Source organism: Novosphingobium sp., assembly GCF_036820275.1.
GTDB lineage: Bacteria > Pseudomonadota > Alphaproteobacteria > Sphingomonadales > Sphingomonadaceae > Novosphingobium.
In genome coordinates, this window is sequence record NZ_DAISLT010000050.1 from 1 (window position 1) to 25390 (window position 25390).

The 25390-nt window shown below is 61.9% G+C and carries 25 protein-coding genes; 13 read left to right on the forward strand and 12 right to left on the reverse strand.

Annotated elements, in window-relative coordinates:
• The first annotated feature begins 125 nt into the window (after positions 1 to 125).
• Genes V7066_RS25280 through V7066_RS25305 form a run of 6 tightly spaced genes read left to right on the forward strand, consistent with a single transcriptional unit; the run spans position 126 to position 8155 of the window.
• Complete coding sequence (locus V7066_RS25280) at positions 126 to 857, forward strand: type-F conjugative transfer system pilin assembly protein TrbC (RefSeq protein WP_442947378.1); 732 nt, start codon at positions 126 to 128, stop codon at positions 855 to 857.
• Entirely contained in the window at positions 829 to 1425 is a 597-nt protein-coding gene (locus V7066_RS25285) for a S26 family signal peptidase (RefSeq protein ID WP_334185730.1), read from the forward strand. The genes V7066_RS25280 and V7066_RS25285 overlap by 29 nt, the downstream gene beginning before the upstream one ends.
• Positions 1422 to 2309, forward strand: a complete 888-nt coding sequence (locus V7066_RS25290) for a conjugal transfer protein TraF (RefSeq protein WP_048939485.1) — start codon at positions 1422 to 1424, stop codon at positions 2307 to 2309. Before V7066_RS25285 ends, V7066_RS25290 begins: the two co-directional genes overlap by 4 nt.
• A complete protein-coding gene (locus V7066_RS25295; protein ID WP_048939484.1) occupies positions 2306 to 2905 on the forward strand; it encodes a hypothetical protein in 600 nt (199 codons plus the stop codon). The genes V7066_RS25290 and V7066_RS25295 overlap by 4 nt, the downstream gene beginning before the upstream one ends.
• Positions 2906 to 2951: 46 nt before the next feature.
• On the forward strand, positions 2952 to 4391 hold the full coding sequence (locus V7066_RS25300; RefSeq protein ID WP_048939502.1) for a conjugal transfer protein TraH: 1440 nt from the start codon (positions 2952 to 2954) through the stop codon (positions 4389 to 4391).
• 8 nt (positions 4392 to 4399) lie between these two features.
• Positions 4400 to 8155 carry a conjugal transfer protein TraG N-terminal domain-containing protein gene (locus V7066_RS25305; RefSeq protein ID WP_103094729.1) on the forward strand — a complete coding sequence of 1252 codons (3756 nt, stop codon included), beginning with the start codon at positions 4400 to 4402 and terminating at the stop codon, positions 8153 to 8155.
• Here the strand turns inward: V7066_RS25305 and V7066_RS25310 are convergent.
• Positions 8152 to 8658 carry a hypothetical protein gene (locus V7066_RS25310; RefSeq protein WP_293981887.1) on the reverse strand — a complete coding sequence of 169 codons (507 nt, stop codon included), beginning with the start codon at positions 8656 to 8658 and terminating at the stop codon, positions 8152 to 8154. The two genes, V7066_RS25305 and V7066_RS25310, sit on opposite strands and share 4 nt — an antisense overlap.
• 86 nt (positions 8659 to 8744) lie before the next feature.
• Here V7066_RS25310 and V7066_RS25315 point away from each other — a divergent pair, with 86 nt between their 5' ends.
• A complete protein-coding gene (locus V7066_RS25315) occupies positions 8745 to 8915 on the forward strand; it encodes a hypothetical protein (protein WP_170065827.1) in 171 nt (56 codons plus the stop codon).
• Between the two features lie 269 nt (positions 8916 to 9184).
• Positions 9185 to 9541 carry a hypothetical protein gene (locus tag V7066_RS25320; RefSeq protein WP_103094727.1) on the forward strand — a complete coding sequence of 119 codons (357 nt, stop codon included), beginning with the start codon at positions 9185 to 9187 and terminating at the stop codon, positions 9539 to 9541.
• Positions 9542 to 10058: 517 nt separating this feature from the next.
• Here V7066_RS25320 and V7066_RS25325 read toward each other — a convergent pair.
• The gene (locus tag V7066_RS25325) at positions 10059 to 10448 is read right to left on the reverse strand and encodes a hypothetical protein (protein WP_146037180.1); all 390 of its coding nucleotides are present in this window, start codon (positions 10446 to 10448) and stop codon (positions 10059 to 10061) included.
• A gap of 573 nt (positions 10449 to 11021) precedes the next feature.
• Here V7066_RS25325 and V7066_RS25330 point away from each other — a divergent pair.
• The gene (locus V7066_RS25330; RefSeq protein ID WP_334185731.1) at positions 11022 to 11342 is read left to right on the forward strand and encodes a hypothetical protein; all 321 of its coding nucleotides are present in this window, start codon (positions 11022 to 11024) and stop codon (positions 11340 to 11342) included.
• 309 nt (positions 11343 to 11651) lie between these two features.
• Complete coding sequence (locus V7066_RS25335) at positions 11652 to 12074, forward strand: glycine zipper 2TM domain-containing protein (protein ID WP_103094724.1); 423 nt, start codon at positions 11652 to 11654, stop codon at positions 12072 to 12074.
• A gap of 501 nt (positions 12075 to 12575) precedes the next feature.
• Here V7066_RS25335 and V7066_RS25340 read toward each other — a convergent pair.
• Entirely contained in the window at positions 12576 to 13391 is an 816-nt protein-coding gene (locus V7066_RS25340; RefSeq protein ID WP_279731276.1) for a transglutaminase-like domain-containing protein, read from the reverse strand.
• Positions 13385 to 14335: a transglutaminase family protein gene (locus tag V7066_RS25345; protein ID WP_103094722.1), complete on the reverse strand. Its 951-nt coding sequence runs from the start codon at positions 14333 to 14335 to the stop codon at positions 13385 to 13387. Before V7066_RS25345 ends, V7066_RS25340 begins: the two co-directional genes overlap by 7 nt.
• Positions 14336 to 14349: 14 nt before the next feature.
• Here V7066_RS25345 and V7066_RS25350 point away from each other — a divergent pair, with 14 nt between their 5' ends.
• Positions 14350 to 15132: an N-formylglutamate amidohydrolase gene (locus V7066_RS25350; RefSeq protein WP_159832381.1), complete on the forward strand. Its 783-nt coding sequence runs from the start codon at positions 14350 to 14352 to the stop codon at positions 15130 to 15132.
• A gap of 37 nt (positions 15133 to 15169) precedes the next feature.
• Here the strand turns inward: V7066_RS25350 and nhaA are convergent, their stop codons facing one another.
• On the reverse strand, positions 15170 to 16549 hold the full coding sequence (nhaA, locus tag V7066_RS25355; RefSeq protein ID WP_103094718.1) for a Na+/H+ antiporter NhaA: 1380 nt from the start codon (positions 16547 to 16549) through the stop codon (positions 15170 to 15172).
• A 303-nt stretch (positions 16550 to 16852) separates the two neighbouring features.
• Between nhaA and V7066_RS25360 the strand changes: the two genes are divergently transcribed.
• The gene (locus V7066_RS25360) at positions 16853 to 17239 is read left to right on the forward strand and encodes a response regulator (RefSeq protein WP_004212645.1); all 387 of its coding nucleotides are present in this window, start codon (positions 16853 to 16855) and stop codon (positions 17237 to 17239) included.
• A 16-nt stretch (positions 17240 to 17255) separates the two neighbouring features.
• Here V7066_RS25360 and V7066_RS25365 read toward each other — a convergent pair whose 3' ends face one another.
• The 3 genes from V7066_RS25365 to V7066_RS25375 are packed head-to-tail and all read right to left on the reverse strand — an operon-like array spanning position 17256 to position 20700.
• Positions 17256 to 18398: an ATP-binding response regulator gene (locus V7066_RS25365; RefSeq protein ID WP_334185732.1), complete on the reverse strand. Its 1143-nt coding sequence runs from the start codon at positions 18396 to 18398 to the stop codon at positions 17256 to 17258.
• A gap of 2 nt (positions 18399 to 18400) precedes the next feature.
• The gene (locus V7066_RS25370) at positions 18401 to 18826 is read right to left on the reverse strand and encodes a response regulator (RefSeq protein ID WP_004212641.1); all 426 of its coding nucleotides are present in this window, start codon (positions 18824 to 18826) and stop codon (positions 18401 to 18403) included.
• The gene (locus V7066_RS25375; protein WP_159078589.1) at positions 18823 to 20700 is read right to left on the reverse strand and encodes a sensor histidine kinase; all 1878 of its coding nucleotides are present in this window, start codon (positions 20698 to 20700) and stop codon (positions 18823 to 18825) included. Before V7066_RS25375 ends, V7066_RS25370 begins: the two co-directional genes overlap by 4 nt.
• Before the next feature lie 589 nt (positions 20701 to 21289).
• Here V7066_RS25375 and V7066_RS25380 point away from each other — a divergent pair.
• Positions 21290 to 22492, forward strand: a complete 1203-nt coding sequence (locus tag V7066_RS25380; protein WP_334185733.1) for a mechanosensitive ion channel family protein — start codon at positions 21290 to 21292, stop codon at positions 22490 to 22492.
• Between the two features lie 328 nt (positions 22493 to 22820).
• On the opposite strand, the gene V7066_RS25385 is transcribed toward V7066_RS25380, so the two are convergent.
• The 4 genes from V7066_RS25385 to V7066_RS25400 form a co-directional block, all read right to left on the reverse strand.
• Positions 22821 to 23348, reverse strand: a complete 528-nt coding sequence (locus V7066_RS25385) for an MgtC/SapB family protein (RefSeq protein WP_037491505.1) — start codon at positions 23346 to 23348, stop codon at positions 22821 to 22823.
• The gene (locus V7066_RS25390) at positions 23341 to 23949 is read right to left on the reverse strand and encodes a DedA family protein (RefSeq protein ID WP_004212634.1); all 609 of its coding nucleotides are present in this window, start codon (positions 23947 to 23949) and stop codon (positions 23341 to 23343) included. Before V7066_RS25390 ends, V7066_RS25385 begins: the two co-directional genes overlap by 8 nt.
• Positions 23950 to 24055: 106 nt before the next feature.
• A complete protein-coding gene (locus V7066_RS25395) occupies positions 24056 to 24352 on the reverse strand; it encodes a hypothetical protein (protein ID WP_004212633.1) in 297 nt (98 codons plus the stop codon).
• A 385-nt stretch (positions 24353 to 24737) separates the two neighbouring features.
• Positions 24738 to 25346, reverse strand: coding sequence for a flavodoxin family protein (locus V7066_RS25400; RefSeq protein WP_004212632.1), 609 nt, complete (start codon positions 25344 to 25346; stop codon positions 24738 to 24740).
• Positions 25347 to 25390: the final 44 nt, after the last annotated feature.

The following is a 25390-nucleotide window of genomic DNA, read 5'->3' on the forward strand; positions in this document are numbered from 1 at the left end:
CTGTCTACTTGGTCGGCCTCACCTGTTTCGCGACCGTCGCGGAGGCGAACGAGCCGCCGGTCGCGACTGAACAGGCACAGCACAAAAACGCCCGCACGCGGATCGAGGGCCAGGGCGCGCAAACGATGGAGCGCGTCAAACGCGCCGCCGGCAAAGCGAAGGCCACAAGGGTCCCCTCGCCCGTTCTGCCCGCGATGCCAGACACCGCCACGCAGCGCCGCGCTTTCGAGGGGCTTCGCCGCCGCAAGACGGATTCTGCCATGTCGGCACGCGCGGAAAAAGACGTCACGGCGGCGCGCGAAGCGCTCGCCGCCGAGCGGGAAGCTGCCAGTCGCCGGGTCGCGCAGGCGCTGGGACTGGAACAGCCCGAAGCCGCGGCGCTGGCCGGCGTGGTCTCCGCTGGTGGTGAGACGCGCTGGGTGCCGGTGCTGTTCGTGTCGTCCGCGATGCCGGTCGCGACACTGCGGACCTACGCGGGCCAACTCGAGCGGGCCGGCGGCGTCATGGCGTTTCGGGGAATGCCAGGCGGGATGCGGCAGGTCGCGCCGATGGCGAAGCTGTCGGCGGCGATCCTGCGCATCGATCCGGGCTGCGACGGTCCCGCCTGCGCCATGCGCGATGTGCAGCTGATCGTCGATCCGCTGGTCTTCCGCCAGCATGGCGTCACCCGGGTGCCCGCGCTGGCAATGGTCCCCGGCGATCCCACCCAGCCCTATTGCGAGCGCGACGAAACGGCCCCGCGCGCGCGGCATCTCGTGTTCGGCGACGCGGCGCTTACCGGGCTGCTCGAGGAATATGGCCGCCTCGGCGGCGGAGAGGAGGTGCGGGATGCTCTCGCTCGCCTGGCGCGCCGGTAAGCGGCTCTGGCGCGAGGCCATGGATCTGCCGCTGCGCGCCGCCGTGGCGCTCGGCGCCAGTGGCCTTGGCCAGCCGGCGCGCCCCGCGCAGCTGTTCAAGGCTTACGGTATCGTTCTCCCGATCGGTCTCTTCGCCTGGTGGGCGATGCCGCACATGACGCTGGTGATGACCCCGTCGATCGACGCCTGGGTGGTGCACCGCGCGCCCGGGCCGATCGGGCGCGGCGATCTCGTATCGTTCATGCTGTCTGACCCGGTGGCGGGTCCGAGGGCGGTCAACGTTACCAAATATGCGCTGTGCATGCCGGGTGAGCGGATCGTCATGATCGAGAAGGCCGGTCGCCTCGGGCAGCCCGGCAATGGATGGTACTATTGCAACGGCCGCCTGATGGGCGTCAGCAAGCCGGTCGGCCGCGGCGGCAAGGCGCTGACGCACTGGCGCCCGGGCGTCACCCACATTCCGGAGGGCATGATCTTCGTCGGCTCGAAGCATCCCGATGGATATGACAGCCGCTATTACGGGCCGGTCGCAATCGATCGTCTGACACGGATGGAGAAGCTGCTGTGAGACGGCAGTTTGCCTTCGCCGCGGCGCTGTTGCTCCCCACCCAGGCGGTGCTGGCCCAGGCAACCGGCCCTGCCGCCATGGAAAGCGGAGCACGTGGCTATTGGTGGTATCAGGCGCCGGCCACGGTGGAGGAGGAGAAGCCCGATCCCGACGCGCTGGTGAAGCCGGTGATCCCGCCGATGGCGGAACTGGCGACCTGGACGCCGCCGAAGATACGCACGCTGATCGAACAGCAGCGCGACTATGCCGCGACGGTGCTTACCGTCGAGGCCGTATCGGACTTCTGGCGGCTGCAGGACTTCGCGCGGCGCAAGGCCCGCGCCTTCGCAGGCGTCACCCAGCTCGCCATGCTCACGCATCCCGAGCTCAATGCGAGGGCGGCAAACCCGATGGTCGGCGAGGCGCGCGATGTGCTCGGCGCGCAGAAGGAACAGCTGCGCCGGCAGTATCTGCGCTCGAAAGCGGGAGAATTCGCGCTCGTCATGTTCGCGCGCGGGTCCTGCGGCTATTGCCGGGTGCAGTGGCCGATCGTTCAGCGCTTCCAGGACGAGATGGGCTGGCAGGTCAGCCTCATGGATCTCGACCGGAAACCCGAACTCGGGCAGCGCTTCGGGGTGGAGGTGACACCCACGACCATGGTCATCCGCCGGAACAGCCAGCAGCGCATGGTCATCGCCGCCGGGGTCGAGACCTATCCCAACATCGCGCAGATGGCCTACCAGGCGGTGCGGCTGCTCAGCGGCGATATCCGGCCCGAGCAGTGGCTGACCGGCGCGGGCGAGGAAGACGGCTTCTTCGATGCGCTCGCCAATGGCCCGGTCTCCTCGACCGATCCGCGCGTGATCGGCGGCGATCTTATCGATGTGCGGGAGCCTAAACCATGAGGCTGCGCGTGCGTCTTGGATACGCCCTGCTGATCACCGCAGGATTTTGCGCGGCGAACCAAGCTGCCGCGCAGCAGGCGAACAGGGACATCGCCAGGCGGGCCGCCATTCACCCGGTATCGACCGCCTCCGACATGCGACAGTGGCTATCGCGCGCTCCGGTCACACACGCCTTTCCCCCCGACTTCGAAACCATGCTACGTGGCCAGGCCTCGCTCTATGTGATCGAGATGAGCACCGCGCCCGCTTGCCTGCCCTGCGCCGATCTGTGGTCGAAGCTGCTCGCATTCCGCGCCCGCTACGGCTGGCAGGTGCGGACCATTGGCGCTGAGGAGGCGATGTTGCGCTCGGGGCGTCTGGGGCTCCCCTGGGTCGGCAGCCCGGTCGCATGGGTCCGCGCGGCCACGGATCCGAACCGCATGGTCCCGATCGCGATCGGTACGGACCACGGACCCAACATCGCGCGCAATGCCTGGCTCGCGGCCCGGATGCTGACCGGGGCGCGGCCCGCCGTCGGCGTGCGCGCCATGTCCAAATTCACCGGGATCGTCGGCGTGAGGGCGCCGGCCTCCTCTTCCAACCCGAAGGGACGCTGATCATGGCGGGGCCGCGTCACCTTTCCACCTCACCGGGATGCCCGCCATGGAATGTAATCCACGCCGCCTGAACCGTCGCGCTCCTGCCTTAGTACTCTTCCTGGTGGTCGCGTCGTGCGGCCAAGCGGTTCCCGCCCATGCGCAGAGCTGGGCAGAAAGCTGGTTCGACAATGTCACCTACACATCGCCCGGAAGTTTCGAGGACCAGACCCGCGGCTACGTGACCGCGGGCGGGATGTCGGGCCGGGTCGATGTCCATGACGACTATCTCATGAGCCTGACGCTCCCCAAGGTGAAGGCGGGCTGCGGCGGCATCGACATGTTCCTCGGCGGTATGTCGTTCCTCGATCCGGAATATCTCGTCGAGAAGCTGGAGACGATCCTCCAGGCCGCGCCCGCAGTCGCCTTCCAGTATCTGCTGGAAACCCTCGACGAGAAGATGGGGAATATAATTTCAAAGATGGAGGCCGCGACCAATTACCTGAACTCGATCCAGGTGAACGACTGCCGTCTTGCCAACCGCATGGTTCAGATCGCCAAGGGCGACGACAACATGTCGGGGATCCTCGAGGAGATGACCGGCTACAAGTCGATCCGCGAGGGCTATGCCAACAGCTGGCAGCAGAGCCGCGAGAAGATCCAGGCGAACAAGGGCAATCCGACCGAGGACCTGAAGGACGCGCTCGAGAATTGCCCGGCGGAGGTCACCGAGATCTTCAAGACCGGCTCGCTCCTCGCGCATGCCGCCGCCCGAGTCGGCGCTTCGGACTGGGCGGGCGTCATGCGGGCCCGGGTCGGCGACGTCTACATGCGCTGGGATGCGAACGACAAGGTGCCGGTGTTCTCGGCCATTCCCGCCTGCCCGCACCAGGACACCGAAAGCGCGGACGATTTCCTGACCGGCCGCGTGCCGACCCGTGCGCTCAACATTCCCGCCACCGCCTCGGACTGTTCGGTGAACGGCAGCGGGCGCGGCGCGCTGGTGCTGGCGCGCGAGAAGATGGAATCGGTCGCCGCGAAGATCCGCACCCGCTCGGCGCTGACGAGCGAGGAGAAGCAGTTTGTCGCCAACGTGCGGACCCTGCCAGTCTATCGCCTGCTTGAATGGGGCGTCCGCCAGGGCCTGACCGACAGCGTGATCGCCGACACCGACGAACTGGTCGCCCTCACCCTCGCCTACCAGATGCTCAACGACTTGACCCGTTCGATCGACTTCGCCCTCCAGAACGCCGAGCGCGGCGTCACCACGGCGGGCGCGGCCGATGCCGAGAACACGAACGTGTGCCAGACGCGGATTCTCACCAAGGGTATCGAGCAGCTTCGCGAACTCCGGGACGAGGTGCTGCGCCAGCGCGCGCAGATGCGCCAGTCCTACATGGCCGCGATGAACCAGGCGAACCTCTCCGCCAGCTATGCCGGGGTCCTGCGCCAGCGCGACCGCGACGCCCGCGATGCCGCGGGCGCCAACGCCAATCGTAACCGGTGAGGTCCGTCATGCGCTCCCTCCTTCGCCTGCTGATTGCCCTCGCCGGCTCGCTTGTCGCGACGCCCGCGCTGGCGATCGATTCCAGCTATTACACCTGGGACGGCTTTTCCGAGACCGTCGATGCGTTTCACCTGATCGCGATGATCTTCGGCGATCCGCGCTACGAGACGCTGGTGGTGATCATCGCGGTGGCGGGCATCGCCTTCGGCGCGGTGATCGCCAGCATCCGGGGCTCGGGCATGGGGCTCGTCGCCTTTGGCTTCCAGATGCTGGTCGGCATCGGCCTGTTCGCCGGGTTGATCGCCACTACCGGCACGGTCCATGTCTACGACCGAGTTCGCAACGCCTACCAGCCGGTGGGCGATGTCCCCAATCTCATCGTGCTGGTCGCGGGCGTCACCAATCTGATGGAGCGGGCGCTTGCCGAGACGATCGACGACAACACCACCGAACCCAACGCCAAGCTGGAGTTCGGAGCAGGTGGTCACGCGTTCGACCTCTTCCTGAACGCGGTGTCTCCGCGTAGCCCGATGGTCGACACCTTCCTCGATGCGACGGTGAAGGACTATGTGCGCCAGTGCTATCCGGTGGCGCGCGTCTCCCCGGCCTACGGCGTCGACGACGACCAGCTCTTCCGGACCTCGACCGACCTTCCCGCCTCTTTCGCAGCGATGGCCGGGCCGGCAACCTTCTCGACCGTGTTCACGGCGAGCGACAAGGCGGGAACGACAGTGAGCTGCGAGGCGGCATGGAACCACATTTCCGAGCGTCTGTCGGATTCCACGCTGCTCGATGCCTACAGCGACCAGGTCTGCGCGCGCACCGGCTTCGACGTGACCCAGACGGCCCAGCGCGATCGCTGCCGCCAGCAGATCGACGGCCTGGGCGATATGATGCTGGGGCAAGCGATGAACCGGCAGAAGTTCCTCACCAACATCCTGCTCGGCCAGACCGTGGGCGACGTCCTGTTCGAGGATTCGCCGGCGGCGACCGCACGGGTGATGGCCAACCGCGCGATCGAGTCCAACGGGCTCGCCACGCTCTCGACCGCCAACGAGTGGATGCCGACCATCCGCGCCTCGGTCTTCGCGATCATGCTGATGATGATGCCGATCGCGCTGCTCTTCATCCTGACGCCGATCAACCTTCGGGTCGCGAGTTTCGCGCTCGGCCTCTTCGTCTTCGTCGCGCTGTGGGGCGTGATCGATGCCGGCATCTACCAGCTGACCCTCGGCCGCGCGATGGACGTTCTGGCCGAACTGCGCGCGACCAGTGTCGCCGCCGACAGCTGGATTCTCGCGCCTTCGGCGGCGATGAAAGCACTCGCGATCTTCGGCTCGTTCCGTACAGCAGCCGCTGGCCTGGCGGGCGCGTTCGTGTTCACGGTCTTCCGCTTCTCGGGCAACATGTTCACCGCCTTCACCTCGGGCATGCTCGGGGTCCAGGGCCAGGGCAGCATGGCAGCGGCGACGGTCGGGACCAGCGAGGGCTACGCCTCGGCGCTTGAAGCGCAGGCGTCGGCGAGCGGCACGGCTGCGCGGCGATCGGCGTCCTCCGGGTTCGGCGACTTCGGCGAGCGCAGCAGTTTCGGTCTCGACCGGGCATTCGGCTCCTCCGGCACCGTGCTCGGCGAACAGGGCGGCGGCGCGAGCGGGACTGCCGCGTTTGGGCTTGGCCGGACCGACGCCGCGCGCGAACTGGGTGGCCTCGCCCCTGCCCTCGCCGGGCGGGACCTCAGCGATCCGGCGACGGCCCACGCGGTTCGCGCCAATGCCGCGACATCGGCCATCCATAACTTCGCCCAGGGCGATGCCTTGCGCAAGCTTGGCACGACGTATTTCGGGGAAGGACAGCCCGGCGAGCGGGCCTTTGCCGCCTTCGCGCAGAACATGGTGCAGTGGAAGGCCTTCGGCGACAGCCAAGCCTACGAGATGATGCAGTCGGGCGCACAGCGGCACTTTGAGCGCAGCGGCTATGACGCGAAGGATGCGGCGCTAAAGGCCTCCACCGTGATCGGGCAGGCAGGCGCCGATCCGACCTTCGCCAAGCTGACCGCCAATGCGTTCGACCAGGAGCAGATGCTGCGCAATGACCTGACCGCAGCTGAGACGCAGATCGGGGCGATGGAGGGCCGACGCGACTATGCGGGGAACCGGGTCGCCGCCGTCGAGCGCGGCAATGTCGCGACCGAGCAGGCGCATCGCACCGGCGGCAACCAGGGTCAGCGCCAGGCTGCGGGTATGCTCGGCCTCTCCGTAACCGAGACCAGCCGTCGCATCGGCTTCATCAATGCTCTCTCGGGCGAGGCGCGATCGACCGCGATCAGCCAACTTTCCCGCGCGACCGGGCGGAGCGAAGCGCAAGTGCTGCGCGCGCTGGAAAGTTACAATGCCGCGGTCCAGGTCGGCACGGCCGATGGCGCGAGTGCCGAGGCGGCGCGTGAAGGCACCAGCGTCTATGGGCGCACGCGGGAGGCTGCGGGCTACGACTTCGCCGAGCGGTCGGGCAAGCTCGACGCCCAGCGCGAGATCGGGCCCGACGGGGTGCGCAGCAATGCGCAGATCGGAGAGCAGCGGCGGCAGGCGGATAATGCCGGCTTTGCCGAAGGGGCTGCGGCGGCCGGAGCATCGGTTCGGGAAGCTGCGCGTCTCGATGCCTTCATCCGCGCGCTGGCCGGTACCGCTGGCAACCAGGTCGACATGGCCGAGGGCGGCGCGGAAGGTATCGCCGATCGTGCGCGCAACGAGCGCCTGACCGGGATCGTCGAGCGGGAGCGCCTCACCCGCACCCAGGCGCTGCTGCGCGCGCATGGTGTCGCAATGTCGAAGCGCCAGATCGCCATGGACCAGAATGGCGATGTCAGTCTCAACCTGACACCCGAACTCGCGGCGCAGATGTGGCGCGGCGGTCTCATCAACGAAAGCCAGCTCGGCGCCATCGCCAATGGCGGGCATGCGCGCTTCAGTTTCGCGCACAACGATCTGCTCGTCTCGAGCAGCACCGGGTTCAGCCGGTCCGCGCGCAATGACACCAGCACGCGCTTCGAGGCCGGCAAACAGGCCGGCCCCGACACGATCGAGCATTTCCTTGGCAGTGGCCCGGAGGGTCAGGCTGCCATGGCCAACTGGCTTCGCGGCGGGTTCGAAATGGATCGGCGGGGCAACTGGAGGCTAAAGCCCCAGGTGGCCGATACGCTGGAACGCGACGTCACCGCGATCATCGCGCAGACGGGATGGCAAAGGTCGCTTTCCCGAAACGCAGACCATCAGACGTCAAACACTGAGAGCGTATCTGGGGATCTCTCAGCAACGGCGAGCAGAGGCGTAAGCAGTGGCGGCAAAGCCAAGGACAAGGGCAAGGACGATAATTCGGGAAGTTCCGGAAACGCCGTGGGATCGCTAAGTGGCAAGGTGGGAATGGATATCTCCGATCGAGGCGCTGCAACCGTTTCGGCACAGTCATCGATGGACATTGTCAACTACGACGTTCGTGAGGTGATCGCGTCCGCAGAGAAGGCCGCGGCCCGTTCGGGACGTCCTGAGGAGACATTTGCAAAAGGATTGAGCGACGGAGTTCTCGGCAATCAGGGACTTCGAAATCGTTACCTAGAGCAAGCAGATTCCGGCCGCGGTACTATGCAGCTTACCGCCCCACTCACGTCGATGGAACAATCATCGATTCTGAGTTCGGGTCGATTGTTGATGGATCGAGATCATGGCCCTGCGGACGGAGATCCGACGTTTAAAGAGCGTCGAGATCCCTAATGTTTATCTTTCATCAGGCCGATATGTCTGTGGTAGATGCTCCCAGATCGTATATCAAACGGATCTGTATAGGGATCGATCATAGGTTTTTGCGACGGTGGCCCCGACATAATCACCCATTCCCCACAGGCAACCTTGGCCTTGAGGAAGCCATATCCCAGGACAGCAGCCACCGTGACTGGGTTGAACACAAAGATCAGCAACACCATCGTGTTAGCGAGATAGATGTTCAGCCGATCGAAGGGGGTGGCCATCATCAGTTCGAGGCCGATCCAGTAGAGCAGCGCCAGAGCCATGTAGAGCTTGGCATACCAGGGGCGCCAGAACCAGTCGGCCGCGCGCGGCGATGGCGGGGGCGCCTCTTCTGCCGGTTCGACGTGATCAACATCCTGCATGTGCAGAGCCTTTCCGAAGAGGAGAATAGCACAGGCTCCCACAGCAGAGAAACCTGGCGCGGTGGGTCGAGGGAAAAGACGATGCGAACCATCGCCGCCTTTACCCACCTTCCCTCCCTTCCTCTCCACCCTCCCCGCCGACGCTCACCGATCGTTTTCCAGGCGAGACGGCCGCTGCCGTCCTGGAGGTCACCGTGACGAAGCGGAAGCGGCGCGATCCCGAGCCTTGCCCTGCTCTGTCGCCGCGAGCCGAGGCTGCCATCATGCGTCTGGCGGAGCTTCTTGGCCGCCAGATCGCGCGGGAACTGCATGAAGAGCAGAACCGGCAGAGGGAACAGAAGGATGATCCGGCAAGACAGCCGTAGTGATGGCACGCTATCAGCATGAGGAGTTTATCCGGTCTTCGGGAATCTCGTCGGAAGACGCGGATGGGCCGGGCCGTGCAGCTGCATTGAGCGCTTGTTTCACCCGCTTCAGCGACGAATGGCTCCGCGGCGTACTGACTCCCGACGCTATAAACAGTATGGGCCCGCTTCGCGTATGATCCTCGCAGATGAGTGCCGTTTGGCATGGATGCCTCCCGGCGCGACATATTGCCGGCGCGGATATGGTACGGATATTTTGAGTAGCTGAAGTGAAGGCAGTTCACGGCAACATCGATGGCCCTCTCGCGCTCGACGAGGATATCGCACTCTACGGCAGGATTTCCGGGGGCGCGACAGTTCGCAGCGGCAAGCGATTCATCCTCCATGGCACGATCGCCGGCGATTTGCGGGTGGAGAAAGATGCCCGCGCCGTGGTGCGCGGAACCGTCGCCGGGCGCATCTACAACGACGGCGGACGGGTGGAACTGTTCGGCATGGCCGATGCCATCGCGAGCAATTCACACGATGGCGTCACCATCATCGATCCTGCTGCACACGTCCTTGGCGGCGGGAAACATCGTTCGGCCGCCTTTCGACGATCGGGAACGAGGCACTTACCGCTATAACGGCGGCGCGTGAGGGCGGTTTTTCCGATGGCCCCATAGCTAATCAATGCGGGATTGCCGCGCCCAAGGCATTGGAGCCAACGACGTTCTTATTTATCGAACGCCCTCATGCAAAATCTGATGTTGCACCAGGTTCTGAACGAGCGCAGCCAATCCACAGCCTTTTTGGGCATCCTCTCCTGACTTTTAAAGGCTGGCCCTGGCGGCCAGCTTCTTTTTCGCATGATGTTTCAGGACGTCGTGCCGAGAACCATGCCCCGCCGCATGGCAACGTTCGCAGCAAGGACGAACGTGGTCAACATGCTATGTTCGACTGCACATACCATGGTCCGACCTTGCAATATTGTAACGCGATTTGACGGCCCAAATGAGTTATTCACTGGCAGCGACCCGAAGGACGCCACCGGTGAGGCGGCGCTCAAGACTGGAGCCTTCCGGGAGTGTCCATGCGGAAGGCTCAATTTTTTCGCTCGAGGTCCGGGCGTGCGGAGTAGATGGCGCGATTTTGTGGCGCCACCTAGTTAGGCTCGGTCTCAGAACCATTCTCTTCATCGGCAAGGCGATGGAGATCCTGCTCGATGGTTTGCAGGATCGGCACGATGATTTCCTCGACGTCCTGATCGCGCAACGCCTCACGAGCCAGTTGCACCTTGACGATCGCCGCTTCGATATTCGGCGCCGGGAGGGATAGCAGAGTCTGGACTGCAGACTCGTAGGGGACGGCGAAACTGGCATCGGTTCGTTCCCATTCGTGTACCCTCGCACAGGCTTTATCATAGTCTTCGGGGGTGAGATTAGGATCAGGACAGGGCGTGCTCGCCCGCCACTCGGTGAAGGCATGGCGGCTCTTCCGAAATTGCTCTATCGCCGCGAGCCACGTCGCGACCATGTCGTCTCGCGATGTCATCCTCAAAGTCCCCGTACCAGTTGCAGGCGCGGCGCACGATAATCGATTTGCCTGGTCGCATACAAATCGGCCCTCTGCGCCGATCGCATCGGCTGTCCACGAGATAGCGACGGGCCTGGGAGATCGGTGTTGCAAGACTGCGGAGTCAGAGGTGGATTTTTGCCGGAAGGTGACCGGATTACTGTTGGCTGGCGGGCGGCAGGGAAGCGGAGCTGAATAGAGCCAGCTTCGGCGCGTGTCCCACAACATTCCGCCTACCTATTTCGACATCACCCGTCTTTATCCCCCGGAGAGGCCGCGCTAAATCGACCTGATGGATTATCGCGTCAGACTCATACCTCGCCTCCATCCTGTCGATGCCAAGGGACAGCCCGGCCCAGATGCTCCTGTCTTCGAAATCGCCTTTCCCGAAGCGTCGATCCAGACGCTGCGCGGCCGCGCCGAGAGGATCACCGGTCAGCGCAGCGCCAGGATCATCGCCGGCGATACGTCTTGTGATGGTGCGCCCCTGTGCTGAACGGGAATATCGACTGGTTTCGTCCCACAGATTTTACGGAGCAGGGCATGGTTCTCATGATCGACGGCAACCCTTGCGAAGTGCCCTGGGATGCCGTCCAGGGGATCAGCGCGGGCCGTGTTCGCATGGACAACGAAATGTGGCATCTGGCTCTGGCGGCGGACATCGACAGGCAAGGCAGCGCGCGCCTTGTCATTGTCACCGAGGCGGATCGGATCTGGGCAAGGTTCACGCAGATTCTGCCGCAGGTTTTTCCCTGCGTTCCGAGCGTGACGACATGGGGACCGCAGGCGCTGACAGCTTCGGAGCCGGTTTCGCTGTATGATCGGCCATCGGATCTTCCGCGTATGCGGGGTACCGAAACGCGCTTGCAGTAGGCGGGCATGGTCGTATTTCCAGCCTTATGCCCCGCCGTTCCTGGATTATCGACAGCGTCCCGGTTCGGACCTCTCTGCTTTAGGCCAGGAACGCCTCATGGGATGTCTCGCCTGAATCCGTCGAGGGAAGACGCCAACAGAGGTAGACAAAGACCGCGTGCAAACAGTGATTTGCCTGGAGCGCCGTTCAAGCGACTTTTCCTGCACTAGGCACGATTCATCTCGCTGGCGGGCAACCCTTGATCCCATCGGATGGTTACTCCAGTCGGGTCGACATCGATATCCTCGTGAGAAAGAAGGAGCCGAAAGATGAAGTATCTGGCAGGAATTCTCGGTTCGCTCGCAGCGACCACATTGGCTGTCACGGCCATTCCCGCAGAGGCGCAACATTCCAACAATCGTGATCGACGCAGTGAGGTTAGCCGCACTCGCGGTGATAGCCGGCACGAATGGCGCGGCGACAAGGATCGGAACTGGGATCCGGCCCAGAGCTACCACCGCGGCAATTACAAGGATCGGCGTCTTAGTCGAAATGACCGGGTCTATCGAGGCCGCGACGGACGGGCCTATTGTCGTCGTTCGGATGGCACGACCGGTCTTGTCGTGGGCGCATTGGGCGGCGCAGCTCTCGCGAAGCTGATCGGTGGCAACACTCTGGGCACCCTGGCCGGCGGAGCTGGCGGCGCCCTCGTCGGCCGACAGATTGACAGGGGCGAAGTGAAATGCCGTTAATGTCGTGATCGGGAGATCGGGAAGCAGGGGCGTGCGCGCCCCGGCTTCCGTTCCCATGAGCGCGCTGCGCTATACCGGCGATGCGGCCGCGCGATAGTCGAAGCCATGAATGCGGGCCTCAAGAATGGAGACGACGGCCGGTGAAGCTCAACTCTCCCGACCCCTCCGGGAGCCTGTCGCTCGATTTGACTGGACCGACAGACGCCGCCAAGCATCGGGCGCAAATTGCACTCTGACGAGAAGGCGGCGATCCGCTGCATTTCTTTTGATCGAATTCGGCGATCCCCTGACTGTAGCCGCCTGCGATCTATTACAGAATAAAAAGCCGCAGGGCTTATCGGCAGCCTGCGGGGTTCAAGTAAAGGTCTCCCTCCTACTTCGCCCGCGACACGCCTAAGTTTTGCCCCACTTGTCTGGCCCAGCCAGGTTTTGAAAATCGCAGCCGGAGTGTGACAGATTTTCTCATTTTTCAGAGAGGGTATGCCGTTTAGAGCGTGACGATCATCCCATTGTTGAGGTCTCTTCAGTTCGGACTTCGAAGTGCTGCAGTATCGCCGGCCCAAATGCGGTCGTCAAAGCGACATCGGTTGCGTCGCGGCCGCGCGCCATCAAGATTCGACCTATGCGGCGCTGGTTGTGCCGCGCATCATAAACGTACCAGCCACCATTGATATACACTTCAAACCAGGCGCTGAAGTCCATCGGTGCATCGACCGGGGGGACCCCGATATCGCCGAGATAGCCTGTACAGTAGCGAGCAGGGATATTCATACACCGGCAAAGGGTGATGGCGAGATGGGCGAAATCTCTGCACACGCCCTGACGCTCCTGATAACCGTTCCAGGCCGTCTTGTCCGATCGGGCGTAATGGTAGCCAAACTCAATATGGTTATGAACGAAATCGACAATCGCCTGCACACGCTCACGAGCCGACATAGGTTGGCCAAAATTGCTCCACGCCACCGTCATCAGGCGATCGGTCTCGCAGTAACGACTGCCCAGGAGAAACGGGATCACGTGATCTGGCAGATCCTCGACTGCGCTTTGCGGGCCATCAGGCGCCTCCTCATCGGGCTCACCCTCATCTTCGATCACGAAGTCGCATGAGAGGGACACTTCGCCGAGCGGAAGCGTGAGCCTGGTAGCTACGTTGCCGAATGCATCTTCGAATTGATAAAGTGGTATGTCCGGACTTGCCAGGAGTCGTTGCGGAGTGCGTAAATCCTGGTGGCGTGAAGGGTGAACGCTGAGCAATGCCACCATCGCGGTTCTCGCCTGCGTTTCGAACCGAATGTCATATCCGCAGCGGATCAGCATCTCTGTGACCTTTCCGAAGGGCCGGCAAGCCGGCTGTTGACGGCGCCATCGCCGCGGGAGTGAGAGGGGGAATGCTCAGTACGATGAACGTCTACTTCAACGTCCATTCCCAGGTAGCTGGAGGGGAGCCCGAACCAGGTTCCCGACAGGGGGATCGCTTGATAAGGATCGCGCGCGACCGCAACGCGGACCAGCCCCCGATTGCCCACGATGCCGTTGGTCGGGTCGAATTCAACCCAACCTGATCCGGGCAGGAAGATGCGGACCCAGGCGTGCGTATTTCCGCCACCGACCACTCCCTCCGAGCGCGAGGGATTATAGACATAGCCCGAGACGAAGCGCGCGGCGAAGCCCAGCGCGCGCACCGCCTCGATCATCAACACGGCAAAGTCACGGCAGGTGCCCTGTCGCTTGGCAAGTGTCTCCGTCGGCGTCTGGGTTCCCTTTTCATGTCGAGGTACATAGGTGAAATCCCGTTTGATACTGGTCGCGATGGAAGTCAGGAGCGCAACTGTTTCGGTGTTGCCATCGTTCTTGACGAAGGCGCGCGCCCAATTGTCCACGGTTCGCTCGGGATCGAGATGCTGGCGCTCGATCGAGCGTAGCAGGTCGGGCATATCCTCTGCCGAATAGGTGAAAGGAAAGAGGCGAGCGTAAGGTTCGACATCGACCTGTTGCTGAGCCAGCGGTGCGTGTTCCAGAGTGGTCTCACTGATGACCAGCAGTTTCTCCGTGCGGCGATCGAAAGCCGCCACCGCCACGGAATTCCCGAAAACGTCGTGCAGCCACCGCAGTCCGGTGGGCTCCGGCTCGATCACGAGACGCGCCGATAGCAAATGCTGGTCAAATCCTTCACGCGGTCGCATCATGATCCGATGTTCACCGAGCGATACGGGCTGCTGATAGCGATACAGCGTGGAATGATGGATGGTCAGCAGCGGCATGGGAGTAACTCCTGATGGCCGCGCTGGAGGCGGATAGCCTGCTTGGACCCGACGATCCGGCGCCATTCGAAGTGTACAACGCGGGCGGCGCCTCACCGTTCCTCCTGCTCGGCGATCACGCGGGCACAGCGATACCGGCTTCGCTCAAAAGTCTCGGGTTAGGCCCGGAGGATCGAGGCCGTCACATCGCGCTGGACATCGGCGTCGAGGGACTGGGCCAAGTGCTTGCGCGCGAGCTGGATTGTCCGTTCCTGCGTCAAATCTATTCGCGACTGGTTATCGACTGCAATCGCCATAGCGAACGGGCCGACGCAGTTCCGGAGATATCCGACCGCACCTATATCCCTGGAAACATGAACCTTCCGGACAGCGTCCGGAGGGCCCGGATAGAAAGCATTCACGTGCCCTATCACGCAGCCATTTCAAGAATGCTGGATGATCGTCAGCACCAGGGCCGCGCGACCGTCCTTGTTTCACTTCATAGTTTCACCCCCATCCTGAACGGAAGCGCCCGACCTTGGGACGTCGGCATATTATATTGGCGGGGGCGTACGGACTTCGCGCTTGGGCTACGTGATGCGCTGGCAAGACAAACTGGCATCGTTGTTGGCGACAATGTCCCCTATGCGATGGACGACACAGATTATACGGTCCCGTACCACGCATTCAGCCGCGCCCTGCCCTATGTGGAAATCGAGGTGAAGCAGAGTCTGATCGATGATCCGCAGGGGCAAGCCGTCTGGGCGGCTCGCCTCGGAACTGCGGCCCGCGAAGCGCTGGACAGGATAGCGCTTTAGCTCTGTGCCTAGATTACGAGAACGACCACTAGCATCCCTACCTTTTCGCGGGCACGCTCCTGAATACGGCGTACCCGAACAAACCGGAAAGGACCGAGGCTGCGAATACGCCCAGGGAGGCCTCCTCGAACTGCGTCTCGTCCGTAAAGGCCAGTTCGGCGATGAAGAGGGATATGGTAAAGCCGATGCCGGCAACGCCCCCGATACCAAGGATCATTCTCCAGGTCAGCCCTTCCGGCAAGCGAGCGAGATGCAGCCGACACGCGAGCCAGGTCGCGAAGAGAAAGCCTGCCGGTTTGCCGACCGCCAGACCGGCGATGATGCCGATCGCCAGGTTTGAATGCAGAATGTCACTCAGCAGGTCTGGGGAGAAATGTATCCGCAGGTTGGAAAGAGCAAATAGCGGCAAGACCACATAAGAGACCCACGGCGTCAATATCCGGATCAGCCTGGCCGCGGCTTCATCGGTAGCCGCTGCCATCTCGTGGACGTAGCCCAGGTTTTTCTGAGCGGACAGATGATGAGTATCCTCTTCATCCGGATCGTCGGCGCGTGCGGCCGCAGCCTCGGCTTTCTTGATCTCGTCGATGGGTCGCTGGACATGCGCTGCAAAGCGCCGCTCTGAAAGGCGCGAGTTTGTCGGAAGCAGCAGACCAATAGCGACACCGGCTATCGTGGGATGAACCCCCGATCCCAATATGCCGATCCAAACCACGATGCCCAGAAAGACATAAAGGATTGGAGTGACCCAGTTAAGGCGCAGGAACAGGATTATGCCAAGATATGCGGCTCCTGCCAGTGCGAGAAACCAGGGTTGAAGCGTAGCGGTGTAGGCAAAGGCTATAACTAGCAGGCCAAACACATCGTCGATCGCTGCGAAGGCGAGCAACGTGGCGCGAAGCGATGGCGGCAAGGAGGTCGCGAACATACCGACGATCGCCAGGCTGAACGCCGTATCCATCGCCGCTACCGTTCCCCAGCCATGCTGCGCTTGGGTACCAAGGTTGAAGGCAAGGTAAACAGCCACCGGAACAACGAGACCACCTATCGCACCAACGACAGGGAGGGCCGCGGTCCGAACTGAAGACAATGACCCTTTCACGAACTCACGCTTCACCTCTGTTCCGATTATGAGGAAAAACAGCGGCATCAACGCGTCATTGATCCATCCCGACAGGGGTTTAGCTATTGCCCAGCCATCATAGGTCAGCCTCAGGGGGGCGTCCCAGATGTGCGCGTATGTTGAACCCCAAGCGGTATTGATCAGCACGAGTGCGGCGATCGACGCGATCAGCAGCGGGCCGCCGGATACCTCGCCGATAACGAAGAACGGTTCAAACTTCCTAAGGATAGCAGCCGCGGGCGAGTGATGGGCCCTGGCGGCGATGCGGCCCGACTGACGAGGGGGCAAACTCATTTGCCGTTCCTGGATTCGGTAAAATCGCCGGGCATGTCTCATCCAACCCGACCAAAGCGAAATCGTTGCAAAATGCTGTCGGGCAGAGGCAAGTTAGATGTCCGGTAAGCAGGAAGGTGCCAGTAGGATTGCCGGCGCTCGGCGGACTATGCGATCGTGCCATGGGATATTCCGGTTCGCCGCATGATCGGCAAAGCCTTGCGTGACTATTTCACGCAGCGAACTATTCGAGCAATGCCGACTGTCTGATTAACACTCTGTTTCCACCGGGAACGATGTCGCCGAATTTTGATTTTATGCGGTATGAAGGAAGACGCTGCCCATCCGATCTGCCGAGAGGAGATTCTGGTCGTTGATGATGAGCCGCTGCTCAGAATGGTTTTGGTGGATTTGTTCGAGGATGCAGGCTTCCGGGTGGAGGAAGCGGGCGATGCTGGCGAAGCACTTGAACTATTGAAAGCGCATCCTTCCATCCGCATTGTCGTGACCGACATTCAGATGCCCGGATCAATGGACGGCCTGCGCCTCGCGAACTATATCCATGATGCATATCCGCCAATCGCGCTAATCGTGTGCTCGGGCGCGATATCACCTGATGGAGGCGCGCTGCCGCAGTCCGCCATCTTCATGCCCAAACCGGTCGATCACGCCGTTTTGCTACGCACGGTGAGCAAAATGTTGTCTGCGTAACGAGGCTAAGCTCCTGCTATTGCTTAGATAAGCCTTTGAAAACTAGCGAAAAGGCGGTTCCTTCGCCCACTTTGCTGGCGACTTCCATCCTTGCCCCCATCCGTTCGACAAGGTCGCGGCAGAGCAGTAGTCCCAGCCCGCTCCCCTTCTCTCCCGCAGTCCCTGGCGTCGTGACGCGGCGATCGATGCGGAAGAGATTGTCGATGGCCTGCTGCGACATTCCTACGCCGGAATCCCGAACATGGATAACGAACCGCCCGTCGGTTCCTTTCTCGCAGGCGATGGTGATGCCGCCCCCTGCTGGCGTAAACTTGATCGAATTGCCGACCAGGTTGCGCAGCACCGTCGCGAGCATGTCGCGATGGGCACGGACCATCCCGCCGCCACAATCGAATGACACCGATACGCCCTTCTCTTCAGCCGTGTGGCGGCACACACTCGTCGCTTCCTGTGCGATAGCAACCACATCGACCATCTCGAGTTCGACATTGCCGCTATCCATCTGGAGCTGTGCCCAGTCGAAAAGGCTTTCCATCAGGGCGTGTGCCTGCACTGCCGCCTCCTGCACGGCCTGCGCACGGATTTGAACCTTCGCGGGATCCTTTTGCGCGGCGGTCCGGCTCAAAGAGTCCGAGAGACCAATGATTGCCTGGAAGGGATTGCGCAGATCATGCGCGATGATCGAAAGCAGCAAGGCCTTCTGACGATTGAGCGCATCGAGAGCGAGGGATTTTTCCTCGGCTTCCCGCTTCGCCTGCTCGAGTTCCGCCAGAAAGGCGCGCCTTGCCTTGGCATAGCGGATTGCACGCGCAAGGCCCGATGGGTTGAGCTCCGCCTTGCTCAAATGATCGAGCGCCCCCGCTCGCATCAGATCGAGGGCCGTCTCGGGGTTGGTCTCGCCGGTAAGGATCAGAACGGCATTGATACCGCACCCTGGAGCGAGCAAAGCCCCCAGCACATCGAAGGCATCGGCATCGGGCAAGCGATAATCGAGCAGGACGCAGTCGAAGGCTTTCTCGCCTGCGAGCGCTAGTCCTTCGGCAGCGTTTGCTGCCTCCGTCAGAACCCAAGTGAGGTCAGAGGCCGACAGCGCCCGCCGGACGGCCTGGCGATCGACTTCATCGTCATCGATAAGGAGGATGTGGGTCTGGGTCGGCATCGTCAGCGCGGAAACTCAACGATTCTCCAATAATGTTCAAGCAGTGATACGGCTTCCATAAAGGTGTTTGCCGGGTCCTGCTTGACGATGTAGCCCGCGACATTGTGCCCATAGGCGCGCGCCTTGTCCTCGTCCGCCTTGGAGGTGGTGATCATGAACACCACAGAGCCTTTCAGCTCCTCATCCGCCCGAATGGCTTCCAGGAATTCGATGCCGTTCATCCGGGGCATGTTGAGGTCGAGCAGGATGAGGTGAGGCTTGGGCAGCTTTTCCTGGCCGTTTTCGCCCCGCAGCACTTCCAGTGCCTCGATGCCGTCACGAGCCACTGTGATCGGGTTGGCGATCCGGCTTTTGGCGAACGCGCGCTTTAGGCCTTGCACATCGACCTCGTCATCTTCGACGAGCAACAGATTGACGGTTGGATTCATGCTCGAGATTCCTTGGAGATAGCGGGCCAGGTGAAATGCACGGTGAGGCCGCGGGCCTCATTCTCGCTCAACCACACCTGTCCGGATTGCCGTTCGACGAGCTTCCTTACAATCGCAAGCCCCATTCCGCTACCTTCCACTTCATCCCTTGGCTTGAGGGTCTGGAACATACCGAACACCCGTTCGCGGAACTGTTCGGGTATCCCTGCCCCATTATCGCTGACGGTGAACTCGTACATGTTGCCCACAGATGCCGCCTTAACCTGGATAAGGCCATGGGCCGGATCCGGGTGATGCTTTACCGCGTTTCCTATGAGGTTCTGCAGCGTCTGGGTGAGCGCGGCTTGCGCGGTTACCAGCGTAGGCAAACTCGCGTCCGCCTCGATCCGAAAGCCCTCCGGCGGGCTGATGAGGGCCGCAAGATCCGAGACCAGCGCCCTCGTATCAACCTCCCGGATCACATTGTCGTCGCGCCCGGCGCGCGAATAGGCGAGCAGATCACTAAGCAGACTCTCGAGCCGACGTACCCGGCTCTTCAGCAAATCCATGTTCGTTCGGGTATCGCCCTCCAGCTTGTCACCCAGGTCCTCCTCGATCCAGCTCGCCAGGTTCTCGATCCCGCGAAGAGGCGCTTTGAGATCGTGTGAGGCGACATAGGCGAACTGCTCGAGCTCGGCATTGGAACGCTGGAGATCATGAGCCTGATGCCGCAGCTTCTGGTCGATTTCCTTTCGATCCGTCACATCGGTAAAGAGCGCGACGACCCCAAGGATACGGCCGCTATTGGCGCGGTGGGGACGGAAGTAACCCTCGAAATCCCTCGGCGACGCGGCATCGGGCAGCTGGAAGGCAAACCGAACTTCCTCCCCGCTGAGTGCCGTCTGGAGTTCGTCGCCAGCGCCTGGGAACGTCTTTTGAGGAAACAATTGATCCAGATTTCGGCCCGAAACATGAGCTACGTCCTCCGCCGTAACGCTGAAGCGGCGCGCAAACTCCTCATTCAGAAAGCCGATGGATCTGTCCGCCTCGATATAAGCGATCATCGCCGGCATGGTATCCGCGGTCACCCGCAGGACCGACGTGCGGTCGAGTTCGATGAGGCTGTCTTTGAACACCGCGACGGCACGCGCCATGGCGCCAACCTCATTGCGGTGGTTGAGGCTTGGGATGGATACCGACGTGTCACGCGCGACAAGCCTCCGCATCGTTTCCGCCAAACCCACAAGGGGACGGGCTATGTACCGGCTGAGGGCTACTGCGACCCCCAGACTGATCAACAATGTCAGGACCAACGAAGCCCACAGGGTGAACCGCGCGGTTTCTTCCGCGCGCGCAACCAGGCGGGTCTGGACAACCAGCGAATCCTGTTCGCGCTGTTCGATAGTGGCGAGCCGTGCGCGGAAGGTGTCGAACATGGCCTTGCCCTGCCCGTCTGCTTCGATCGAACGGGCGTGATCGCGCGCCGTGGGATAGGCCATGTCCCTGATGATGACGGCGCCCACCTGACGCTGCCAGTTTCGCGCCGCTTGTTCGGCTTCTTCAAGCGCATCCAACTGAGGTTGGTTCGTGGCCAGCAGAACCTTCAGCTCCGCGATACTATGGTCGAAGTTGCGTCGCCCCTCTTCATAGGGCTGCAGACTTGTCCGACGTCCGGTCAGCAAATAGCCTCGCGCGCCGGTCTCCTGGTTGAGCATCTCGTTCTTGATGGCGCTCAGTCCGACAATGATCTGCGAAGAGCGGAAGCGCGACGCCGTCGCAGAATGCAATTGGGACAAGGTGATAAGGACGCCTCCGCTGCCGACGAGCGCAATGAGGGCGATCATCGCGATTGCGAAACCGAAAGTTCGATTCAGACTGTAGGTGTTCTCTCGCATCGCCCTTCGCATACCCAGCCTGTGGGAAAATAACAGCAACAGTTTTTAGGGTTTGGTTGGGCGCCAGACTCTGAGTACGAGCCGGTGACGATTCCAGGGATCCCGCTCGGCATTGCGGGCTTTTCTCCCCGTCGGCGGCGCGCGACGACCACCGAATCGATTACATTCATCAGCGGGTTGAGGACCGTCGAGCCCCGGCAATGCCTCGCCAGCAGCGTGACGATCTCCCTCATCGACGTTAGTGCGCCGCCCAGAACAGGCAGATAGGCCGAACGCAGGTAGTTGTCGTTTGCGCTCATCCATGACGATGGTCACGGTGCCCATGATCATGATCGTGATGCTCGTGTGCCCGTGGTGATGATAGCGGTAGGGCGCTGACGATGTTCAAGATTAGGCCAATCGCCGCCGCTACGGTCGCATTCCCGAAAGCGTGAGGGACTTCATCACTCGATACGGGAACAAACTCGGGGTCAGTCCATTTTAGAGGCCCGCGCCGACACTTTGCGCGCCTGTCGTGCAAGCGTCGCCAATCCGCCGGTTCGGGTCGCCATCCGCAACCGCGCCACAGACGCAGGATCATGTGCATACGATGAGCGTAATCCAGATTATCGCCGCAGCCACGCCCGCTGCAACTTCCCCAGCTCTCGCAAGAACCGCCATCCCGGACGTATCCACGCAAATTCGCGACCTGTCGCGATCGACGGTTTCGTGGTTCCAGGCATACTGGCTGCAGATCATCATCGCATTGGCCATCGCCGTCGCCATCGTCTCCGCGCTCTACGCCCTGCGCGGGCTTGGCGCGCGTCTGTGCCGAAAGGAGCGCGGGCGGGGCGACTGGCGTACCATCGTCGGCCGGGCCATCACCAAGACCACCAACTACTTCATCATCATGGTCGCCATCCGTGCGGTGGACGGATACGCGCAGACGCCTCCGATGCTCGACAAGCTGGTAACGTTCCTGTTCACCCTGGCTGCGGTGATGCAAGGCGCGATCTGGGCGCGCGAGTTCATCCTCGGCGCGATAGAGCACAAGACCTCGGCCGAGCATTTCAAGGGCGAGGCGATAATTAATGCCATGGGCCTCATCCACCTGTTGGTCAGCGTGGTGGTCTTCGCGGTGGCGGCCGTGGTGCTGCTCGACAACATCGGCGTAAACGTTACCGGCCTCGTCGCGGGTCTGGGCGTCGGCGGTATCGCCATAGGTCTGGCTGCGCAGGGTATCTTCGCCGACCTGTTCGCCGCGCTGGCGATCATCTTCGACCGACCGTTTTCCAAGGGCGACCAGATCAGCTTCGACAATTCGTCGGGCACGATCGAGGCGATCGGTCTCAAGTCCACGCGCATCCGCGCCTATACGGGCGAACTGCGGATCATCTCCAACAAGAACCTGCTCGACAAGGAAATCCTGAACGTCAGCGGGCGTGATCATATCCGTTTGCCGTTCACCATCGGCGTCGCCTACGAGACCCCGCCCGAGACGCTCGCGCGCATTCCCGGCATCCTGACCGAACTTGTCGAGGCGGAAGGCGGTAAGGCGGCAAGGGCCGGGTTCGAGAGCTTCGGCGCTAGTTCGCTCGATTTCAGCCTGCTGGTCGACGTGCCGGGCAAGGACTGGGGCGTGGCGCATCCGCTGCGCGACCGGCTGATGGTGGCGGTCGTGCAAAGGTTCGCCCAGGAGGGGATTTCCATTCCTTATCCCACGCAAACGACGTTCACCGCCGCCCCTGACGGAAAGCTGATCATGCCCTATCCGAGCCCCACGTCATCTGACGACGACGCAAGGGCGCTGTAGGCCCTTCGTCGAAGCCCCGCATGCGTTTCTGCGGAAATTGGCCAGATGGAGGCGGAAATGTAGCTTTCCCGCCATATAGCAGCGGGCCCTGCGGGCCCGAACTGCACAGTCTGCTCCTAAGGACTCCTCTTAACCGGCAGCACGGGCTGGCCGTTAGCCCTGCCGTCCTGGCCGATTTATGGGTGGGTTCTGGGCCGCGTGTGGCGCACGCTGCCGTGGCATCGCTCGCGTTATGACCAATTCCATGTACCTGCATTAGGTCGGATTCCAGGGGGCGAAACCCAGTCAGGGCTCGAAGCCTTGTGCTATGGTGCTCCTCAAGGCGGCTCTACTTTTCCTCCTCGCCAAGCTGACCGGGTGGAGGAGAGGGAACGACAGAGCCACGCCGGTTCGGCATCTGCACCGATTTCTGGCTATCTGGCGATCCGCCATTTTTTGGCAGCATGCGTTCAACGAAGGTCGCAGCGACCAGGAGTAGGACGGCGAGGGCCGTACCTGCCAGCACAAGAATATACTGCCCAGCACCGGCGGTTATGCCGACAGCCGCAGCCATCCAGAGACTGGCCGCCGTTGTCATGTTTCGTACATCGCCCCCGCGCACAAAGATCAAGCCTCCGGCGATAAAGCCGATAGCTTGTGCAAGCCCTTGTATGACGCGAACAGGGTCGCCCTCCCCATGGTGTTCCACGAGTTCCAGGGCAGACAAGGTAAGCATCCCTGAGCTCAGCGCGACTAGACCATGTGTTCGCAGGCCTGCATCATGGCCGTGGCGTTCGCGTTCGAACCCCAGCACGAGGCCCAGAAGCGTCGCGAGCCCGAGCCTCATGAGGGTGACGGAGAGATCGTCCTCAAGCATTTTCGACACTCGGCTTAAAGGTGATGACGCGATAAACGTAGTACAGCAGCACTGCTGCCATGATCGTGAGGCCAGCAGGCCCAAGATAACGATCGACGGCCGAAAATTGTCGGCCGAGGAAGTATCCGGCTCCTGCAAGAAGGCTGTTCCACACAGCCGATCCCAGCGTGGTCAAGATGAGAAACCTTGGAAAAGGAGTGCCGAACACGCCAGCCGGAATCGAGATCAGCGTGCGCAGACCAGGAATGATGTGAGCGACGGGAATGGCCCAGGAACCGTGCCGATCAAACCAAGCATCAACGTGGTCGATTTCGTTAGCCGACAAGGTAAGCCAGCGTCCGTGGCGGTCAGCCAGCTTTTTCAATCGCCGTTCACCACATTTTCCTGCCAGCCACCACCAGAAGGCGGCGCCAGTGACCGTCCCTATCGTGCCGCATATGATGACAAGTATGATGTTGAGGCCGCCGTCGGCGGCAGTGTAGCCGGCCAGGGGCATGATCACTTCAGAGGGTATGGGAGGAAAGACATTCTCAAGCAGCATGAGCAGGCCGATGGCCCAGTACCCCATCCGCTCGACAATATCTGTGATCCATTCCGTCATACACGCCTATCCCGAAAATTAAGATTTGCAGTGCGTCACCAGGACACCCCAGCGTCATGCACGCCACTCACATTCGTGTGCAGCGCCATCATCTTGTGGGTCGACATCAGGCATTTCCCTTGCGTCGGCGGGTTTCCCAGCCCTTTTTCGCGGCCGCAGAGCGCTTTTCCGCGCTCTGACTCGATCCGCCCTTGCGGCCACCTTTGCGCGAACTTTCGTGGTTTTCTTTCTTGCCGCGGCCAGAGCCAGATTTCTTTCCGCCGCCGGACTCCTTGTTGACCGTCGCCCAGGCGCGCCTCTCTGCCTCCTCCTTGCCTACGCCGCGATCCTCATAGCCCTCTTCGATATGCTCGGCCTTGCGCTTCTGCTTGTCGGTGTAGCTCGACTTGTCTCCGCGAGGCATGATCCTTCTCCTTGTCGGTTGCCACCGCCAATCCCTTGAACGCGGCAGCAGCCAATTCGTCCCGATCTGTTTCGATCGGCTCGCCGCAATTTCTTGGTGGTCAGAAATCGCGCTTTGGCGCGATCTTCGCCAGATCGACGCGCGCTTCGAATGCATGCGCCTGAGCATTTCGAAGGTAAATCTGCCGCTGCCCGGCCCGTATTCCACGAGAACCTCGATGTTAGACCAGTTCAACGGGGCCAGCATACGGCGCACCATTCGGGCGCTTGCGGGAAAGGCCGAGCCGACCATTGACGGATGCCGGACGAACTCCCCTGCGGCAATCCATCCTGTATCTTTCACGAAAGCTTTCTCCCTGGAAGCTGATCAGAACGAGAATTTTGGCTCAGCCGGGATAGGGATTTTTCTGCAGCAAGCCGGCCAGATGGGCGGCGTTGCCAGCCACCATCTTCGCAGTTTCCGTCACCTTTTCCGGCGTCGTCGCCAAATCCTTGAAATCCGTGGACCCCATCGCCTCGCCGACCCAGTAGCATGCCGCGACCGCTGGAATGGTCCAGCCTACATCGTTCAGGGCCTGGAAAAGCTGGGCGGATGAAAAATGCGCGCCGTCCTCGTTGCCAACGATCGCCGCCACCGCGACTTTTCCATAGCTGGGCATGCGGCCCTGATCGTCCGTCTCCGAGAGAAACGCGTCCATCCGTTCGAGCACGCGCTTGGCGACGCTGGATATCTGCCCCATCCAGATCGGGCCGCCGAAGACGAGGATGTCGTGCGCCAGTATTTTCTCGCGCAGCGCAGGCCAGGCATCGCCGTCCCCTTCGTCGGATGTTACTCCGGCTCTGATATCGAGCGCTGCCGCCCGCACTGTCTCGGTAATCGTAACCTGACAGTCGGAAAATGCCTGTTTCAACACCGCGATCATGGTGTCGGTTGAGCTGGCTTCCTTCGCGTTGCTCTTAAGGGTGCAATTGAGAGCCAGGGCCTTGAGTGCCATCAATCGTCTCCTTTGGTGTCGACTGACGCAGGCGTGCGATCATC

What these genes read in the sequence shown, in the direction of transcription:
- V7066_RS25335 (WP_103094724.1), top strand. Translation starts at nt 11,652, where the DNA reads ATGAAGTATCTGGCAGGAATTCTCGGTTCGCTCGCAGCGACCACATTG.
- V7066_RS25285 (WP_334185730.1), top strand. Translation starts at nt 829, where the DNA reads ATGCTCTCGCTCGCCTGGCGCGCCGGTAAGCGGCTCTGGCGCGAGGCC.
- nhaA (WP_103094718.1), bottom strand. Translation starts at nt 16,549, where the DNA reads ATGAGTTTGCCCCCTCGTCAGTCGGGCCGCATCGCCGCCAGGGCCCAT.
- V7066_RS25280 (WP_442947378.1), top strand. Translation starts at nt 126, where the DNA reads ATGGAGCGCGTCAAACGCGCCGCCGGCAAAGCGAAGGCCACAAGGGTC.
- V7066_RS25295 (WP_048939484.1), top strand. Translation starts at nt 2,306, where the DNA reads ATGAGGCTGCGCGTGCGTCTTGGATACGCCCTGCTGATCACCGCAGGA.
- V7066_RS25375 (WP_159078589.1), bottom strand. Translation starts at nt 20,700, where the DNA reads ATGCGAGAGAACACCTACAGTCTGAATCGAACTTTCGGTTTCGCAATC.
- V7066_RS25385 (WP_037491505.1), bottom strand. Translation starts at nt 23,348, where the DNA reads ATGCTTGAGGACGATCTCTCCGTCACCCTCATGAGGCTCGGGCTCGCG.
- V7066_RS25340 (WP_279731276.1), bottom strand. Translation starts at nt 13,391, where the DNA reads ATGCTGATCCGCTGCGGATATGACATTCGGTTCGAAACGCAGGCGAGA.
- V7066_RS25305 (WP_103094729.1), top strand. Translation starts at nt 4,400, where the DNA reads ATGCGCTCCCTCCTTCGCCTGCTGATTGCCCTCGCCGGCTCGCTTGTC.
- V7066_RS25345 (WP_103094722.1), bottom strand. Translation starts at nt 14,335, where the DNA reads ATGCCGCTGCTGACCATCCATCATTCCACGCTGTATCGCTATCAGCAG.
- V7066_RS25300 (WP_048939502.1), top strand. Translation starts at nt 2,952, where the DNA reads ATGGAATGTAATCCACGCCGCCTGAACCGTCGCGCTCCTGCCTTAGTA.
- V7066_RS25390 (WP_004212634.1), bottom strand. Translation starts at nt 23,949, where the DNA reads ATGACGGAATGGATCACAGATATTGTCGAGCGGATGGGGTACTGGGCC.
- V7066_RS25365 (WP_334185732.1), bottom strand. Translation starts at nt 18,398, where the DNA reads ATGCCGACCCAGACCCACATCCTCCTTATCGATGACGATGAAGTCGAT.
- V7066_RS25350 (WP_159832381.1), top strand. Translation starts at nt 14,350, where the DNA reads ATGGCCGCGCTGGAGGCGGATAGCCTGCTTGGACCCGACGATCCGGCG.
- V7066_RS25370 (WP_004212641.1), bottom strand. Translation starts at nt 18,826, where the DNA reads ATGAATCCAACCGTCAATCTGTTGCTCGTCGAAGATGACGAGGTCGAT.
- V7066_RS25380 (WP_334185733.1), top strand. Translation starts at nt 21,290, where the DNA reads ATGAGCGTAATCCAGATTATCGCCGCAGCCACGCCCGCTGCAACTTCC.
- V7066_RS25395 (WP_004212633.1), bottom strand. Translation starts at nt 24,352, where the DNA reads ATGCCTCGCGGAGACAAGTCGAGCTACACCGACAAGCAGAAGCGCAAG.
- V7066_RS25325 (WP_146037180.1), bottom strand. Translation starts at nt 10,448, where the DNA reads ATGACATCGCGAGACGACATGGTCGCGACGTGGCTCGCGGCGATAGAG.
- V7066_RS25400 (WP_004212632.1), bottom strand. Translation starts at nt 25,346, where the DNA reads ATGGCACTCAAGGCCCTGGCTCTCAATTGCACCCTTAAGAGCAACGCG.
- V7066_RS25360 (WP_004212645.1), top strand. Translation starts at nt 16,853, where the DNA reads ATGAAGGAAGACGCTGCCCATCCGATCTGCCGAGAGGAGATTCTGGTC.
- V7066_RS25330 (WP_334185731.1), top strand. Translation starts at nt 11,022, where the DNA reads ATGATCGACGGCAACCCTTGCGAAGTGCCCTGGGATGCCGTCCAGGGG.